14 protein-coding genes are annotated in these 15,239 nt (G+C 63.8%); 8 read left to right on the forward strand and 6 right to left on the reverse strand.

Features of this window, described 5'->3' with window-relative positions:
* Positions 1 to 1,299: a DUF945 family protein gene (locus tag F3089_RS05505; protein WP_151439831.1), complete on the forward strand. Its 1,299-nt coding sequence runs from the start codon at positions 1 to 3 to the stop codon at positions 1,297 to 1,299.
* On the opposite strand, the gene ggt is transcribed toward F3089_RS05505, so the two are convergent.
* Genes ggt through F3089_RS05530 form a run of 5 tightly spaced genes read right to left on the reverse strand, consistent with a single transcriptional unit; the run spans position 1,291 to position 7,215 of the window.
* Positions 1,291 to 2,988 (reverse strand): gamma-glutamyltransferase, encoded by a 1,698-nt coding sequence (ggt, locus tag F3089_RS05510; RefSeq protein WP_151439832.1) that lies wholly within the window; start codon positions 2,986 to 2,988, stop codon positions 1,291 to 1,293. The two genes, F3089_RS05505 and ggt, sit on opposite strands and share 9 nt — an antisense overlap.
* Positions 2,989 to 2,999: 11 nt before the next feature.
* Positions 3,000 to 3,488, reverse strand: a complete 489-nt coding sequence (gene coaD / locus F3089_RS05515; RefSeq protein WP_095615882.1) for a pantetheine-phosphate adenylyltransferase — start codon at positions 3,486 to 3,488, stop codon at positions 3,000 to 3,002.
* An 18-nt stretch (positions 3,489 to 3,506) separates the two neighbouring features.
* Positions 3,507 to 5,105, reverse strand: coding sequence for a GMC family oxidoreductase (locus F3089_RS05520; protein ID WP_151439833.1), 1,599 nt, complete (start codon positions 5,103 to 5,105; stop codon positions 3,507 to 3,509).
* A 32-nt stretch (positions 5,106 to 5,137) separates the two neighbouring features.
* A complete protein-coding gene (locus tag F3089_RS05525) occupies positions 5,138 to 5,755 on the reverse strand; it encodes a hypothetical protein (protein WP_151439834.1) in 618 nt (205 codons plus the stop codon).
* 14 nt (positions 5,756 to 5,769) lie between these two features.
* Positions 5,770 to 7,215 (reverse strand): coniferyl aldehyde dehydrogenase, encoded by a 1,446-nt coding sequence (locus F3089_RS05530; protein ID WP_151439835.1) that lies wholly within the window; start codon positions 7,213 to 7,215, stop codon positions 5,770 to 5,772.
* A gap of 164 nt (positions 7,216 to 7,379) precedes the next feature.
* On the opposite strand from F3089_RS05530, the gene F3089_RS05535 reads away from it, so the two are divergent.
* Positions 7,380 to 8,072 carry a TetR/AcrR family transcriptional regulator gene (locus F3089_RS05535; RefSeq protein ID WP_151439836.1) on the forward strand — a complete coding sequence of 231 codons (693 nt, stop codon included), beginning with the start codon at positions 7,380 to 7,382 and terminating at the stop codon, positions 8,070 to 8,072.
* Here the strand turns inward: F3089_RS05535 and yihA are convergent.
* Positions 8,064 to 8,696, reverse strand: coding sequence for a ribosome biogenesis GTP-binding protein YihA/YsxC (gene yihA / locus F3089_RS05540; protein WP_225741683.1), 633 nt, complete (start codon positions 8,694 to 8,696; stop codon positions 8,064 to 8,066). The two genes, F3089_RS05535 and yihA, sit on opposite strands and share 9 nt — an antisense overlap.
* A gap of 125 nt (positions 8,697 to 8,821) precedes the next feature.
* Between yihA and F3089_RS05545 the strand changes: the two genes are divergently transcribed.
* The 6 genes from F3089_RS05545 (at position 8,822) to F3089_RS05570 (ending at position 15,233) form a co-directional block, all read left to right on the forward strand.
* Positions 8,822 to 9,430, forward strand: coding sequence for a c-type cytochrome (locus tag F3089_RS05545; protein WP_151439838.1), 609 nt, complete (start codon positions 8,822 to 8,824; stop codon positions 9,428 to 9,430).
* 90 nt (positions 9,431 to 9,520) lie between these two features.
* The gene (locus tag F3089_RS05550; RefSeq protein ID WP_151439839.1) at positions 9,521 to 10,150 is read left to right on the forward strand and encodes a thiol:disulfide interchange protein DsbA/DsbL; all 630 of its coding nucleotides are present in this window, start codon (positions 9,521 to 9,523) and stop codon (positions 10,148 to 10,150) included.
* A gap of 2 nt (positions 10,151 to 10,152) precedes the next feature.
* Positions 10,153 to 11,001, forward strand: a complete 849-nt coding sequence (locus tag F3089_RS05555; RefSeq protein ID WP_151439840.1) for an endonuclease/exonuclease/phosphatase family protein — start codon at positions 10,153 to 10,155, stop codon at positions 10,999 to 11,001.
* Between the two features lie 95 nt (positions 11,002 to 11,096).
* Positions 11,097 to 11,762, forward strand: coding sequence for a GTP-binding protein (locus tag F3089_RS05560; RefSeq protein WP_151439841.1), 666 nt, complete (start codon positions 11,097 to 11,099; stop codon positions 11,760 to 11,762).
* Positions 11,749 to 12,972: a sensor histidine kinase gene (locus F3089_RS05565; RefSeq protein WP_151439842.1), complete on the forward strand. Its 1,224-nt coding sequence runs from the start codon at positions 11,749 to 11,751 to the stop codon at positions 12,970 to 12,972. Before F3089_RS05560 ends, F3089_RS05565 begins: the two co-directional genes overlap by 14 nt.
* A 14-nt stretch (positions 12,973 to 12,986) precedes the next feature.
* Entirely contained in the window at positions 12,987 to 15,233 is a 2,247-nt protein-coding gene (locus F3089_RS05570) for an ATPase, T2SS/T4P/T4SS family (protein WP_151439843.1), read from the forward strand.
* The last annotated feature ends 6 nt before the right edge of the window (positions 15,234 to 15,239 follow it).

The following is a 15,239-nucleotide window of genomic DNA, read 5'->3' on the forward strand; positions in this document are numbered from 1 at the left end:
ATGCGCTGGCTGCCCCTGATCGCGCTTGCGTTGCTGGTCGCTATTGCTGGGGGTGCTCCCTATGGTCTGGGGGCGCTCACGGAATCCGGGTTCCGTTCGGTTGTGCGTGATTTCGACCGGGAGAGCCATGACTGGCGGCTGACCAATCTGGATTACGAGCGCGGCTATCTCAATGCGGTTGCCCGGTATGAGCTGCGCTGGCGCTCGGGCGATGGCCGGGAGCAGGTGCTTCCGCTGGTGACGCGCTTCAACCATGGGCTGACGGATGTGCGGGCGGTAACGCGCCTGACGGACGACGCTCTTGAATCGCTTTCCCCGCTGATGCCCGAGGGGCAGGAGCCAAGGCTCCGGGTCGAGGTTGGCGTCGGTGGTGGCGCTGATATCCGCATGCGTATTCCCCGGCTTGAATGGGGGCCGGACACGCCGGTCCCCGAGCTGGCAGGGTCCAGCGGCGAGGTCGCCCCGGTGGATCTGACCGGGGAATGGTCGCGGGGGAATCACCACCGGCTGAGTATGCAGTGGCCGGGTCTTTCCATGGATCTGGGCGACGCCCGCATCGAGGTGGACAGCGTTAAGCTCGATCACCGGCTCGGCCCTCTGGGTGAGCGTCTCTGGCAGGGCGAAAGCCGGCTTGATGTGGCTTCGCTGACGGTGGACCCGGTTCTGGACGATCCGATCGTGGCCGAGGATGTCCGTTTCCGGCTCCGGGCCGGAGACGAGGAAGGCTATCTGGATGCCAGCCTGGAGGCTGTGATCGGGGAGCTGCGTAACGCGGGGCATTCCTTCGGTCGTCAGGCGCTGGTGCTGAAGGCGGAGGATCTTCATACAACCAGTCTCAACAACGCTGTGGACAGTTTCATGGAACTGCGCTCGGCCGAGGCGGATGCCGGGGACGGCACTGGACTGCAGGGCCAGGAACTCATGGACCGGTACACCCGTCTTTCCCGGAACCTGCAGACGCTGTCCGCGCGTGGTGGGCGCCTGAGCCTGGAGGAGCTGCTTCTGACGCTGCCGGATGGCACTGTGGAAGGGGAGGGCTTCCTGGCTTACCCGCGCCGGCCCGAGTCGGAGTGGGAGCAGCCGGTGAGTCTGCTCCGGCATGCCAGGGCCGAGGGTGTCCTGTATGTGGACCGCGGCATGGTCTGGGCCCTGCCGCGGGTCGCGCGACGCCTACTCGGCCGGCTCGAGCGGGAGAACGTGGTCACGCCCCGGGACGGGCGCTATCACCTGGACCTGCGTCTGGAATCGATGCAGCTCCGGGTCAACGACGCCCGCTTCGAGGTGCCCCCCTTACTCTGAGTCCGCCGGCAGGTGGATGAGGCCAGCGCTGCCGATGCCGCGCGGGTCGGCGGCGCCCCGGATGAGCCCCGAGCTCCTGTCCCGCTGGATCAACTGCATGTTGCCGTAGGTGCGGTCCACGTCGTGCAGTTCATGACCCTTGGCCCGCAGTGCCTGTTTCTCGGCCTGTGAGAAGGTCTGCGGCTCATGCTCGATCCGGTCCGGCTCATACTGGTGGTGGAAGCGCGTACGGCTGACCACGGTTTCAGGGGGCCTGCCATCGAGCACATCCAGTGCGGCCAGGAAGTTCATGGTGATGATCCGGCTGCCGCCCGGGGCGCCCAGCGCCGTGATCCTTTTCGGGCTGCGGATGATCAGCGGGCTCATGCTGGAAAGCGGGCGCTTGCCGGCTTCCACCTGATTCGCCTTACCGCCGACCAGCCCCCATGCATTGGCATGCCCGGGGCGGATGCTGAAGTCATCCATCTCGTTGTTCAGTACAACGCCGGTGTCCTCGGAGGTGACCCCGGAGCCGAACGGATAGTTGATACTCAGGGTGGCGGATACGATGTTGCCCTCGGCGTCCATGACCGACAGATGGGTGGTGTGGTGGCCGTCGGTGCCGGGGCCACCCAGATCGGCGCTGGGCGTTGCGCGCTGGGGGTTGATGCTGCTCGCGAGGGTTCGCAGGTAGGCCGGATCGCGCAGCCGTTCCCGGGGGATATCGGTGTAGGCGGGGTCGCCCATGTGCACGGCGCGATCCCGGTAGGCCCGGCGCATCATTTCGGCCAGCCAGTGTACGCGGGTGACCCGGTCTGCGTCCTCGGGAACCGGCCGCTGCTCCAGCATGCCGAACAGCTGGGCCAGTGCCATGCCGCCCGAGGAGGGTGCCGGGGCGGTCAGCAGGGTGGCATTGCCGTAATCGATGCGTACAGGATCGCGCTCGATCAGTTCATAGCCGGCCAGGTCTTCCATGGTCCAGATGCCGCCGGCCTCGCGGGCATCCTCAACCAGCTGTTCCGCGACCGGTCCCTGGTAGAACCCCGCGCGTCCTTCATCGGCCAGGGTTTCCAGTGTCCGTGCCAGTGCCGGTTGACGGATTTCATGGCCTTTATCCGGGACTCTGCCGTCCTCCAGGAAAAGGTCACGGGTGCCGGGGTACTCCCGCATGACCTCCAGGCGGAAGTTGGCGAGATTGCGGTAACGCTCATCCACGGGGAAGCCTTCACGGGCAAGGCGGATGGCCGGGGCCAGGCTGCGGGTGAGCGGCAGCTGACCGTATTCCGAGGCCATGTGGTCAAAAGCCGCGGGCTGGCCGGGAATGCCTGCGGCCAGGGCGCCGTTCAGCGAGGGCTTGCCTTCCCGGACGTCGCCTTTTTCATTGAGGTAGAGTTCGGGGTGGGCGTCACCAGGCGCTTCTTCCCGGGCATCGATGACGGTAGTCTCGCCGTCGGCCTGCCGGATAACCCAGAAGCCGCCACCGCCAATGCCCGAGCTGTAGGGTTCCACTACGCCCAGGGCGGCAGCGGTGGCGACGGCCGCATCCACGGCATTGCCGCCGTTCTCAAGGACCTTGAGCCCGGCCTCGGTGGCCATGGGGTGGGCCGAGGCAACGCCGGCGTTGGGCTCGGGCTGCCCGCCGCTCAGGGCACATCCGGTCATGAGCAGCGCGGCGAGCGCTGCGGTGAACAGGCTGCCGATGCGTCTCATGGCGTGTCTCCTCAGCCGTTGCGTTGCTGGAAATGGCGGTGGAGGCTCTCCGACACCTCGGGGTCGACAAAGCCGCTGACATCCCCGCCCAGACCGGCGATTTCCCGGATCAGGCTGGAGGAGAGAAAGGACAGGTGGTTGGCCGGTGTCAGGAAAATGCTTTCGACCCCGGGCGCCAGTTCCCGGTTCATGTCCGCGAGCTGGAACTCGTATTCGAAGTCCGAAGCTGCGCGCAGGCCCCGCAGGATGATGTTGCCGTTCTGTTCCTTAACGAAGTCCGCCAGCAGTTTGCTGAAGCCCATCACGCGGACGTTGGGCAGGTCCGAGAGGACGTGTTCGCAGAGCCGGACCCGTTCTTCCAGGGGCAGCAGGGGGCCTTTCTTGGTGCTGGAGGCAACGGCGACCACGACTTCGTCGAAAATGCGGGATGCGCGCTGGACCAGATCCGTGTGGCCGTTGGTGACCGGGTCAAAGGTGCCCGGGTAGATGGCAGTGTTCATCAGCGTTTCTCCAATGCCTTATGCGTTGCTCTGGAGTCGCCCAGCCAGCCTGTGGCTGTTGCGTGCCGCCAGAGCATACACGGTCAGCTGCGGATTCGCACCCAGACTGGTGGGGAAGATCGACGCATCGTGCACGGAGAGATTGCTCAGGTGATGGTGCTCGCCCCAGCTGTTGACCACGCTGCGGGCCGGATCATCGCCCATGGCGCAGCCGCCCATCTGGTGGGCCGTGAACAGGCGGGCCCGGAGTTCCGCCAGGGGCAGCTCCCGGATGCCCTGTTCGGCTTCCTTCCAGCTGTGCCAGTAGGGCGCATCCATGTGTACCGGGCGCACCGCTTCGGCGCCGGCGGCGAACTGGATCTCGGCCATGCGCAGCCAGGCATGCCGGAAGGCGGACCACAGCGAGTCACTGATGGGATAATGCAGCTGCGGGCTGTTGTCGTCGCGCAGGGTGACGGTACCGCCCTCGCTGTCGCTGTTGAAGCCGTCACGCAGCAGCGCAATGATGGATTGGGTCTGCGGGAAGTGGCGCGCCTGTTCGACCATGGCCTCGCCGTGGTCCGGCAGCACGGCAGCCGCCATGACCGGGTGCAGCGGCGGCACCTCCAGCTTGTAGCCGGGGCTGCCGGTGACGCCGTTGCGCCAGAGGAATTCGTCCGAGTAGATGGACTGGGGCGCGCCGTAGTAGGGCTCCACGGTCTCCGGCATGCGCGCCACTGTGGCGTTGACCGGGTGCAGGAAGGTGCGGCGGCCGATGCGGTCATAGGGGTCGGGAACCTCTGAGCGCAGCAGAATACCGGGAGAGCCGATGGCACTGCCGGCGACCACGAAGTGCCGGGCCCGGATGCGCATCCGGCGGCCGGTGACGGTGACGCCGTCGCTGCCGAGGGCCGTGCCCCGGAGTTCGCGCACCCGATCCCCCTGGTGATTGAGCCGGTCCACGCGCAGCGAGTGGATCAGCGTGGCGCCATCACCCAGGGCTGAGGGCACGCTGGTCACGAGTGTGCCCTGCTTGGCGTTGGTGGGGCAGCCCATGCCGCAGTAGCCCAGGTTCCAGCAGTTGCGCACATTGCGGGGAATCGTCTTCCAGTCCCAGCCCATGCGCTCACAGCCGTCGCGCAGGATGTCGTTGTTGCGGTTGGGATCCACGTTCCAGGTCTGGATGTTCAGGGCCTGTTTCCGGTTGGCGAACCAGGGGGCCAGGGTTTCCGGATCGCAGTCCTGCACGCCGTGGGTGTTCTGCCAGTGGTGGAGGGTCTGTTCCGGTGTCCGGAAACTGGACGTCCAGTTGACGGTGGTGGATCCTCCCACGCACCGGCCCTGGAGGATGGCGATGCTGGCGTCGGCTGTGGCGCGGGTCATGCCTTCCTGATAGAGCCGGCTGTAGGCCTTGTGTTCGTCCATGGTGAAGTCCGGGTCGTGATACAGGCGGCCCTCTTCCACCATGATCACCTTCAGGCCGGCGCGCGCGAGCACTTCGGCGGTGGTGCCGCCACCTGCTCCGGTTCCGATAATGGCCACATCCGCCTCAAGTGTGCGGTCTTCTTCCAGCAGGGCCGCGTCGACCACGTCCCAGCCGTCATTTATGCCTTTGCCATACAGATTGAAATTGGCCATCGGGGCTCCGTGTCCGTCATGTCGGGGTCAGTTCAGGCGGATGCCTTCTGCATCTGGGGCAGTGCGTCATAGGTGTAGGCGGGCGGTCCGGGGTAGCCCATCTGTTCCCAGTGTGCCGGCTGACCGTACCAGGCTGCATTGCTCACCTGGATCAGCCCCAGGTAGGCCTGGTTGAAGATGTTGAACATGCTGCCGCGCCAGCGCTGGAGAAAGGCCTCGGCCTGCTCCCCGGAGACATTGGGCCAGTAGGAGGAAACGCGGGCCAGGGTCAGCCGGGTGATGGAGGATTCCAGCAGGTCGAACAGCTGGCGGAACTGGCGCTGGTTGGGCGGCCCCATGGCGTGGAAGGCTTCGTCCATGGCGACCAGGGTCTCCGACAGGGCGCTGTTCCTCGCCTCCGCCTCCCGCGGCATGCCGGGGCCCACAATGGCGGGCAGCAATGCCGCCATGACCACCCGATCCTCCTCGGTCATGAAGCGCCAATGCCGGTCTGGGTCGGCGGTGGTGGCCGGGATCATCGGGTCGTGGGTGGGTCGGGCGGAACAGCCGGCGAGTCCGGCCAGAACCAGAGCGCCGCCGGCCGCCACCCCGCCCTGGAAGCCAAGGCGGAGGAACTGGCGGCGATCCGGGTCGGGGGAAGATGAATCCATGGGCCAGGCTCCTGTCAGCGGATGAACAGTTTGTAGATCACCCTGTGCAACAGTGTGCCGTGAGGTGCGTGTATGGCCTTGCCGCTGTTGAGCCGCTGCTTGCTCATGACGCCCCGCGCATTGCTGAAGGTGACGAAGCCCTCGCGGCCGTGGTAGGCGCCCATGCCGGAATGGCCGACGCCCCCGAACGGCAGGTCATCCTGCCCCACATGAACCAGCGTGTCGTTGATGCACATGCCGCCGGAATGGGTCTGTTCCCGCACCCGGCGCTGCTCGCTGCGGTCATAGCCGAAGTAGTACAGGGCCAGCGGGTTCGGGCCGCTGTTCACGTAATCAAGCGCATCCTCGAGCTGGTCATAGGCCACGATCGGCAGCAGCGGCCCAAAGACCTCGTCCTGCAGCACCTGCATGTCCTGCGTGGCACCCAGGACCAGGTGCGGCGGCAGCTTGCGGGTGTCCTCGCCAAAGTACTCGTTCCCCGGGTTGATCTGGATGATATCGGCACCCTTCCCGCGGGCGTCATCCAGCACGCCCGTCAGGCGTTCGTGCTGGCGTTCGTTGATGATGCTGGTGTAGTCCGGGTTGTCCTTGATCGTGGGGTACATGCGGGCCACCGCACTCCGGAAGCTGTCCACGAAGCTGTTCACCCGGTCACGGGGGCACAGGATGTAGTCCGGTGCCACACAGGTCTGGCCGGCATTGATGCACTTGCCGAAGGCGATGCGTTCGGCCGCATCCTTCATGGGCACTTCCCGGGAGATAATCGCGGGCGACTTGCCGCCCAGCTCCAGGGTTACCGGCGTGAGGTTCTCGGCGGCCGCCTTCATCACCATGCGCCCGATGGGGGTGGAGCCGGTGAACAGCAGGTGGTCGAACGGCTGTGAGGAGAAGGCCTGGGCCACGTCCGCCTCACCGTTGATGACAGTGACCAGGTCGGACGGGAAGGTCTCGTGCAGCAGCCGTTCGAGCAGGGCCGAGGTGGCCGGTGTGAACTCGGAGAGCTTGAGCATCACCCGGTTGCCGGCGGCCAGCGCCGCGGTCAGGGGCCCGGCGGCCAGGAACAGCGGGTAGTTCCACGGCACCATGATGCCGACCACGCCCAGGGGTTCGTAGTGCACCTCGTTGCGGGCCGGCTGGAAGAGCACGTGCACCTTGCGCTTCTCGGGCTTCATCCAGCTGCTGAGGTGGCTCAGGCTGTAGTTGATGTTCTGGATCGAGGGCATGATCTCGGCGAGCAGGGTTTCGTCCCGGGAGCGGCCGCCGAAGTCCTCGCTGATGGCGTCGCACAGCGCATCCTGGTTGGCCAGAAGCACGCGCTTGAGACGCTTGAGATGCTCCCGGCGCTCGGTGCCGCTGGGCATGGGCTGGGCCCTGAAGGCCTCCCGCTGGGCGCTGAACGCACGGCTGATCTGTTGGATCTGCTTACGGTTATCCGTCAGCTGAACAACGTTGGCGACCATGGCTGGTTCTCCTGTATTGTCCCGGAGTTCTGCCGCTGATCCTTTGTGGCGGATCCGTTGCTGGCAGATCTAGAGCATGTACTCTAGGATCAATATTAGAGCATGTGCTCTAGCAGTCAATACACCAGCGCCGATGGAATGCGTCTCCAGGGCCGAGGATTGCCATGAAAACCCGTGACAGGATTCTCAAAGCCAGCCTCCAGCTGTTCAACGAACAGGGTGAACGCAATGTGACCACCAACCACATCGCCGCGCACCTGGGCATTTCGCCGGGCAACCTCTATTACCACTTCCGCAACAAGGCGGACATCATCTATTCGCTGTTCCTGCAGTATCGGGGGCTGGTGGACCGGTATCTCAAGGTGCCGCGCAACCGCACGCTCACGGTGGAAGACAAGATGTTCTATCTGGAATCCGTTTTCGACGGCCTGTGGCACTACCGATTCTTCCACCGCGATCTGGAGTACCTGCTGACCATGGATGAGCGGCTGCGCCACGACTACCGGGAGTTCACCTTCCACTGCCTGGGAGAGATCCGGGCTGTCCTGAAAGGGCTTCAGGAAGCGGGCATTCTCCGCCCCCACTCCGAGCAGGAGCATGAGGCCATGGCCCTGAATGTGTGGCTGGTGGTGACCAACTGGATGGCGTTCCTGAAGACAGCGAGTGCCGACGGCGGCAGCGACGGCAATACCCAGCGGGAGCTCAAGCAGGGCATCTACCAGGTGCTCACCCTGGAAATGCCGTATCTGACGGAGGCGTATTACGAGCGTGTGACGGCGATCCGGGAGCAGTACCGGCCGGATCTCAGTGTCATGGAGGGGGGCTCCCGGGCGGAGGAGCCCGATCTGTCAGTCTGACGCCGGTTCCACGCCGAGCAGCCAGTCGCTGAGGTGGTTGCGGGCCGGTTCCACGCCCTGCCCCTTGAGGGCCGAGAATGGCTGGATGTGGTGAATGCACTCAATGCCTTCGAGGTCCCGCCGGACGCTCTCAATCTGTCGCCGCGCCGGGTTGCTCTTGAGCTTGTCGGCCTTGGTCAGAAGCAGCATCATTGGCAGCCCGTGATGCTCGCACCACTCGATCAGCATGGCGTCGAACTCCGACAGTGGGTGGCGCAGATCCATGATCAGGGTCATGCTCACCAGCGACTGCCGGTGGGCCAGGTAGTCGCCCAGGTGTTTCTCCCACTGCTTCTGGGTATTGCGCGAGACGCGCGCGAAACCGTAGCCGGGCAGATCCACCAGCCGGGTTCCGGGCGTACTGAGTGAGAAGAAATTGATCAGCTGGGTGCGGCCCGGTGTCTTGCTGGTGCGAGCCAGGCTGCCGATCCGGGTTATGGCATTGATGGCGCTGGATTTGCCCGAATTGGAGCGCCCGGCAAAGGCCACCTCGCGCCCGGTGTCTTCGGGGCACTGGTCGAGCCGTGCGGCGCTGGTCAGAAAACGGGCACTGTTGAAAGCGATACGGGTCGTATGTCCGGTCACGGCGCGGCCTGCGTCCATTGATTTCAGTCGGTGGCGAAACATGTATAATACCACACCAGTTTGCGGGGCCGGCGCCTTTGAAGGAGCCGGCCGAACGGACAATGTGTAATCCGAGTGGTGTCACGATGAGAAAACTGCTGACCGGTCTTGTACTGACAGTGGGCCTGGCCGGACTGGCTCAGGCGGCCGACCCGAGCGCCGGGGGAGAAATCGCCCAGAACCAGTGCGTTTCCTGCCATGGACAGAATGGCGTTGAGCCGCTGCAGCCGAATTACGCACGGCTGGCCGGACTGGGTGAGGACTACCTGTTCAAACAGCTGAGCGCGATCAAGAGCGGCGATCGCAATGTGCCGGAGATGATGGGCATTGTGAGGGGGCTGGATGAGCAGGACATGCGCAATCTGGCGGCCTACTACAACCAGCAGGAGATGCCCCGTGGCGAGGCGAACCCGGAGAAGGTGGACGCCGGCGAATCCCTCTACCGCGGTGGTGACCTGTCGCGCGATGTGGCGGCCTGCATTGCCTGTCATGGCCCGAAAGGGCTGGGCAATGAGCCTGCCGGTTATCCGCGGCTGAGCGGCCAGTCCGCGGAGTATGTGGTCAAGTCCCTGAAGGACTACCGCTCCGGTGAGCGCGTCTATAATGCGCAGAGCCAGATCATGGGCGACATCGCCAGTAAGCTCAACGATGATGAGATCTCGGCGGTGGCCGAGTACATCGAAGGGCTCTACTGAGGCTTTCCGCGGAACCGCTACTTGCCGACTCCTGCAAAGTTCGCTTCAATGGGAGGCGCTTTTCACTTTCAGTGACCGCAGGAGAACGGCATGCTTTACCGCAGCCTGATCGCACTTATCGCCTTCCTCGCCATGGTCCCGGCCGCAATGGCTGCGGAATGGGAGGAAGGCACCCATTACAGGACCCTTTCCGAACCTGTTGAGACCCGATCCGGGGACCAGCTCGAACTGGCTGAGGTCTTCTGGTACGGCTGTCCTTCCTGCTACAGCATGCAGCCCGTCATCGAGGAGTGGAAGGAGACCAAGCCCGATGATGTGAACCTGCGTCATGTACCGGCATCGCTGAGGCGTGACTGGGCACCCCACGCGAAAGCGTTCTACGCCGCGCGTCAGCTGGGTGTTGTGGACGGGATCCATTCCGAGCTGTTTGATGCGCTGGCTGGCGAACGGCGTGACCTGAATGATGTCGATGCCATTGCTGCTTTCTTCGAGGAGCAGGGAGTGGCGGAAGCCTCGGAGGTCCGGGATGCCTGGGGCAGTTTTGCGGTTGACACCGCCATGCGCCGTGGCCGCCAGTTCCAGCAGGGGGCCAAGGTGACCGGCACCCCGACCCTGGTCGTTGAGGGTAAGTATGTCATCTCCGTCAGGGCGGCCGGCAGCTACGAGAATATGCTGGCCATTGCCGATCACCTGCTGGAAAAGGAACGCTCCGGCGACTGACTGTGTATCCGAAGCTGCGTGACCAGGTCCGGCGTCTGGCCGCCCCCGGCCGCCCCCGGGGAGCGGCTTCAACCTCCAACAGCGCCCCCTCCCTGGCCGAGACGGGCCGGATACGGCTGCTCACCTTCAATATTCAGGTGGGCATTGCCACTGAAGCCTATCACCACTATTTCACCCGGAGCTGGCAGCATCTGCTGCCCCATTCCCAGCGCCGGGACAACCTGGACCGCATTGCGGAACTGTTGCGGGACTACGATGTGGTGGCTCTTCAGGAATGCGATGGTGGCTCGCTGCGCAGTGGTTTCGTCAACCAGGTCCAGTACCTGGCAAGCCAGGGCGGCTTCCCCTACTGGCGCCAGCAGCTCAACCGCAATCTCGGGCGTATCGCCCAGCACAGCAACGGTATCCTCAGCCGTTACCAGCCCCTGAGGGTGGAGGAGCACCGCCTGCCGGCGCTGATTCCGGGGCGTGGTGCCATGATGGCGTTCTACGGCAACCCGGAGGATCCGCTCGTTCTGGTGCTGATGCACCTGTCCCTGAGCAAGGGGGCGCAGAATCGCCAGCTGGGTTACATCCGGGAACTGATCGCCCCTTACCGGCATGTGGTGCTCATGGGCGATATGAATGCCCATGCTGAGCAGCTTCTGACCCATTCCCCGCTGCGCTCGGCAGAGCTGATTCCGCTTCCGGATTCGGCGATGAGCTTTCCCAGCTGGCGCCCGGAAAAGGCGCTGGATCACATCCTGGTGAGCCCGACACTGGATGTGCACGACACCCGGGTTGTGGACTATCCGGTGTCGGATCACCTGCCGGTCAGTATGGAGATCGAGATTCCTGGGGTTACCGGGTAGACGGGGCCACTCCCGGTGTCGGCCCTGCTGGGCAGGATCACCTTATGGGCTATACTCGGAGAGAACGGCGATTCTTTCCGGCCCCGGGGCTGACCATGGCGGAATTCGATGAGGAGCGTAATCAGCTCCAGATCAAACTGGTCTACTATGGGCCAGCCCTCAGTGGCAAGACCACGAACCTTGCCGCTCTCCATGATCTGCTTCAGCCGGATCTCAAGGGCGATATGATGGTGCTTGAGACCCAGAACGACCGCACCCTTTTCTTTGATCTGTTCCCTCTCGGCTTTCAGCTGCCTTCCGGACTGACCGTGACCCTCAAACTGTATACCGTGCCCGGCCAGGTCCAGCATGACAGCACACGCAAGGCGGTCCTTTCTCGTGCGGACGGTGTGGCTTTCGTAGCCGATTCCCAGCGTAACCAGGAACAGAACAACCTGGAATCCTTCCGGAACCTGAGCGAGAACGCCAGCCGTGTTGGGCTGGATTTCGGGGCGCTGCCGCTGGCCGTCCAGTTCAACAAGCGGGATCTCGGGGACGTGGTATCGAAGCCGGATCTGGTTGCCCGGTGGCAGAGCAGCCCCTGGTGGCCGATCAAGCTGGCGACTGCCCTGGAGAACAAGGGGGTTCTGGAGACGTTCCAACTGCTTCTGGAGCGGACCTGGGGTGCGCTTGACCGTGACTACGCACTGGGGGAACAGCATGGCCTGGATCGCGTGACATTTGTACAGAACGTGTTGGGGCAGAGTGATGCCGTCAGTTGAGCCCGGGATTGGGGACTTCGGTGAGCTGGAAGCGAGGCTGGAGCAGCTCGGCTGGAATGATCTGATGAGCGAGCGCGAAACGGCGCTGCTGGAGAAGTCGCTGACGCAGGTTGCCGGGGCGCCGGTTGCCATCGTCATGGCCGCCGGAGAACAGCCGGCTGCTCCCATTCGCCATCAGCTTCAGACCGTGGCCTGGGTCAGTGCGGATCTTGAAACCGGCCTGCTCCAGGGGCTTGCCCGTACGGCGGAACGGGTGCTGTATCAGGCCTCCCGCTATTACCTGGCGGCCAATCTGCATCTGGATGTGGTCCAGCGCAATTACCAGGAGCTCCAGCAGCAGCACGCCCAGCTACAGGCATCGGAGGCCCGGTACCGGGAGCTTTCAGAGCAGCTGGAGGAGCGCGTTCAGGCTCAGGTGGCACAGATCGAGGATCGTCAGCGGCGTCTGTACGCGTCGGAAAAACTCAATGCGGTGGGGCGCCTGGGGGCCGGGGTTGCCCATGAGATCAATAACCCCATTGGCTTCATACGCTCCAACCTGAACTCGGCGCGGGATTACCTGGGGACTTTCTCCGAACTGTCGAAGCGGCTGCGCACCCTGCCGGGGGGCGAAGAGCTGGCCCGCGAGCTGGACCTGGATTTCGTGGTCCCTGATTTCCAGGACCTGATTGATGAATCCATTGATGGTTCCGCCCGTGTTGCGGCGATTGTGAGTGCACTGCGCCGCTTTGCCGGCACGGATGAAAGTGGTGTCTCCTCTGTCTGTATCAATGAGTTACTGCAGGGCGTCTGGGCGGTGGCGGAAGGAAGCCTTGGGGATATGACGGTCAACTGGGCGCTGGATCAATCCATTCCAACGGTTGAAGTGGATCGGGCAGGGATCAGTCAGGCCTTCTACAATCTTATGGAGAATGCCTCACTGGCGGCGGAACGCCCGGTAGGGCTGGCTGTTGCAACCGAGGGCCATGAGCAGGGTGTGCGCGTGCGGATCCGGGATGATGGTGACGGGATGGCTCCGGAGGTGTTGGCCAGGGCCTTTGATCCCTTCTATACGACAAGGTCTGTAGGGGCTGGCACTGGTCTTGGGCTGAGTGTGTGCCGTGACACCATCCGGGCCCACGGCGGAGGCATTGAGATCAGCAGTGAGCCTGGTTCCGGAACCGACGTGTCAGTATGGCTTCCCGGGAACCCATCTGCTGGTGACAGCTGAACCAGGCGTGTTGCATGTCCGAATTTGACCAGTACTTTCTGTCCAGCAGCAAACAGTCCGGCGAGTCTGAGCCAGACTCTCCTCAAACAGGCCAGTATCGTCTGCTGTTTGTGGACGATGAACCCAATGTGCTGAGTTCCCTGCGTCGGACCTTTCACCGGGAGAACTATGGGATCCAGTGTGCGGCCAGTGCTGAGGAGGCTCTGGCCCTGGTGCGTTCCGAGCGTTTCCATCTGATGATTACCGATTTCAAGATGCCCGGTATGAATGGTGCGGACCTGCTGCGGGAAGTCAGGGAGATCTCGCCGGACACCATGCGCATCATGCTGACCGGGCATGCGGATACCCAGGCGGTGATGACCGCCATCAATGAAGGGGCGGTCTATCGCTTCATCCTCAAGCCCTGGAACGATGACGACCTGCGCGTGACGGTGGCCCTGGCGCTGGAGCAATACGAGCTGCGGGAGAAGAACCGCAGCCTGGAAAAGACAACCAGTCGCCAGGAAAAGGATCTGGATGTCTTCCGCAAGATGAATCAGCAGCAGCGCAGCCAGCTGGCGCTGATGCTGCACAAGCATGGACTCATCAACCGCCAGCAGGTCCAGGAGGTCTACAAGATCCAGCAGGCGCGCAAGGTGGCGACCATCCGGCTGCTGCTTGAGAAGGAATGGGTCTCCCGGGAAAAGCTCTACAGCCTCCTGCGCGACGAGCTGCTCTTTGATGAGGTCGCGCTGGCGGAATTCGCCGTTGATCCGGAAGCCCTGGACCTGATCCCCGCGGATGTCTGCCAGGGCCAGCTTCTGCTGCCCCTGCGGGTCAGGGGGCGCCGTCTGGTGCTTGCCATGGCGGATCCGCTCAACCAGCCGCTCATCGAGGAACTTTCCTTCGCCATTGGGCTGAAGATTGAGCCGGTGCTGGTGCGGGTGGATGAGCTGGAGGAGCGGCTGGGTCAGTTGTTCGGCGATCCCAGGGAAGGCATGGAGGAGCTCGAGTCCGTCTTCGATGCCAATGATCCTGGTGACACCATCGAGCTGGTCATCGAGGACGATGACTCCGATGTGGACCTGGAAGGGTTGCTGTCGGATACCCAGCAGCCCTCGGCGGTGCGTGTGGTCAACGCCGTCATCATGGAGGGACTGCGGCTGGGGGCAAGCGATATCCACATCCAGCCACGTACCAATGTGGTGGTGGTCCGCTACCGGATTGACGGGGTTCTGCAGGACAAGATCCGTATTCCGAGCACCATGCAGATGAGCATTGTCTCGCGGATCAAGGTGATGTCGGAGCTGGACATCACCGAAAGGCGCAGGCCCCAGGATGGCCGCCTGACCGTGAAGACACCCATGAAGATTGTGGACCTGCGGCTGTCGACCCTGCCGACGCTCAATGGTGAAAAGGTGGTCATGCGGGTGCTGGATCGCAATTCCAGCATCAAGAACATCGATCAGCTGGCGCTTTCGGATCTCAACCGGCAACGGCTGCTCAACGTCATAACCCGGCCCCAGGGCATCATCCTGGCCACCGGACCCACCGGCAGCGGTAAGACCACAACCCTCTATGCCATGCTCCAGCATCAGGCCACGCCGGAGAAGAACTACGTCACCATTGAGGATCCGGTGGAGTTCTACATGGACATGGCGGGCCAGGTGCCGGTCCGGGAAAAGGTAGGGCTGGATTTCGCCTCGGTGCTCAGGGCCATCCTGCGCCAGGACCCGGATGTCATACTGCTGGGTGAGATCCGCGACCGGGAAACTGCGGAGGTGGCGTTCCATGCCGCGATGACCGGTCATATGGTCTACTCAACGCTGCACACCAACTCGGCCATTGCCTCCGTCGCCCGCCTGCTGGACCTGGGGCTCAAGCCCTATGTGGTGGCCTATGGGCTGGAATGCGTGATCTCCCAGCGGCTGGTGCGCCGGCTGTGCCCGCACTGCCGTGAACCCAGCACGCCGGATCCAGAGGTCCAGAAACTGCTGGGGCCAGCCTTCGCGAGCCCCGGTCTCTACGATCATGTTTCCAGGGGCTGTGACCGGTGCCACCACCAGGGATTCAAGGGCCGGGTCGCGCTGCATGAAGTTCTGAGCGTGACCGAGTCCATGCGCCACGTGATCGCCTCAGGCGGAGCGGTGCGCGAGATGGTGGAGCAGGCGGAGAGCGACGGGCTGGTCACGCTGGCCGCGGATGCCCGCTACCGCGTTGAGGCGGGCGAGACGAACCTGGCGGAGATCCTGCGGGTGCTGGGCAGTCAGATCGACATCTGAGGTCGT

Source organism: Halospina sp. K52047b (assembly GCF_008709855.1).
Classification (GTDB): Bacteria; Pseudomonadota; Gammaproteobacteria; order Pseudomonadales; family Oleiphilaceae; genus Halospina; species Halospina utahensis_B.

Bases quoted from the DNA above. Each gene is read 5' to 3' on its own strand.
- F3089_RS05545 (WP_151439838.1), top strand. From the start codon at position 8,822: ATGAGAAAACTGCTGACCGGTCTTGTACTGACAGTGGGCCTGGCCGGA.
- F3089_RS05550 (WP_151439839.1), top strand. From the start codon at position 9,521: ATGCTTTACCGCAGCCTGATCGCACTTATCGCCTTCCTCGCCATGGTC.
- F3089_RS05520 (WP_151439833.1), bottom strand. From the start codon at position 5,105: ATGGCCAATTTCAATCTGTATGGCAAAGGCATAAATGACGGCTGGGAC.
- F3089_RS05565 (WP_151439842.1), top strand. From the start codon at position 11,749: ATGCCGTCAGTTGAGCCCGGGATTGGGGACTTCGGTGAGCTGGAAGCG.
- ggt (WP_151439832.1), bottom strand. From the start codon at position 2,988: ATGAGACGCATCGGCAGCCTGTTCACCGCAGCGCTCGCCGCGCTGCTC.
- F3089_RS05570 (WP_151439843.1), top strand. From the start codon at position 12,987: ATGTCCGAATTTGACCAGTACTTTCTGTCCAGCAGCAAACAGTCCGGC.
- F3089_RS05525 (WP_151439834.1), bottom strand. From the start codon at position 5,755: ATGGATTCATCTTCCCCCGACCCGGATCGCCGCCAGTTCCTCCGCCTT.
- F3089_RS05560 (WP_151439841.1), top strand. From the start codon at position 11,097: ATGGCGGAATTCGATGAGGAGCGTAATCAGCTCCAGATCAAACTGGTC.
- F3089_RS05530 (WP_151439835.1), bottom strand. From the start codon at position 7,215: ATGGTCGCCAACGTTGTTCAGCTGACGGATAACCGTAAGCAGATCCAA.
- F3089_RS05505 (WP_151439831.1), top strand. From the start codon at position 1: ATGCGCTGGCTGCCCCTGATCGCGCTTGCGTTGCTGGTCGCTATTGCT.
- coaD (WP_095615882.1), bottom strand. From the start codon at position 3,488: ATGAACACTGCCATCTACCCGGGCACCTTTGACCCGGTCACCAACGGC.
- F3089_RS05535 (WP_151439836.1), top strand. From the start codon at position 7,380: ATGAAAACCCGTGACAGGATTCTCAAAGCCAGCCTCCAGCTGTTCAAC.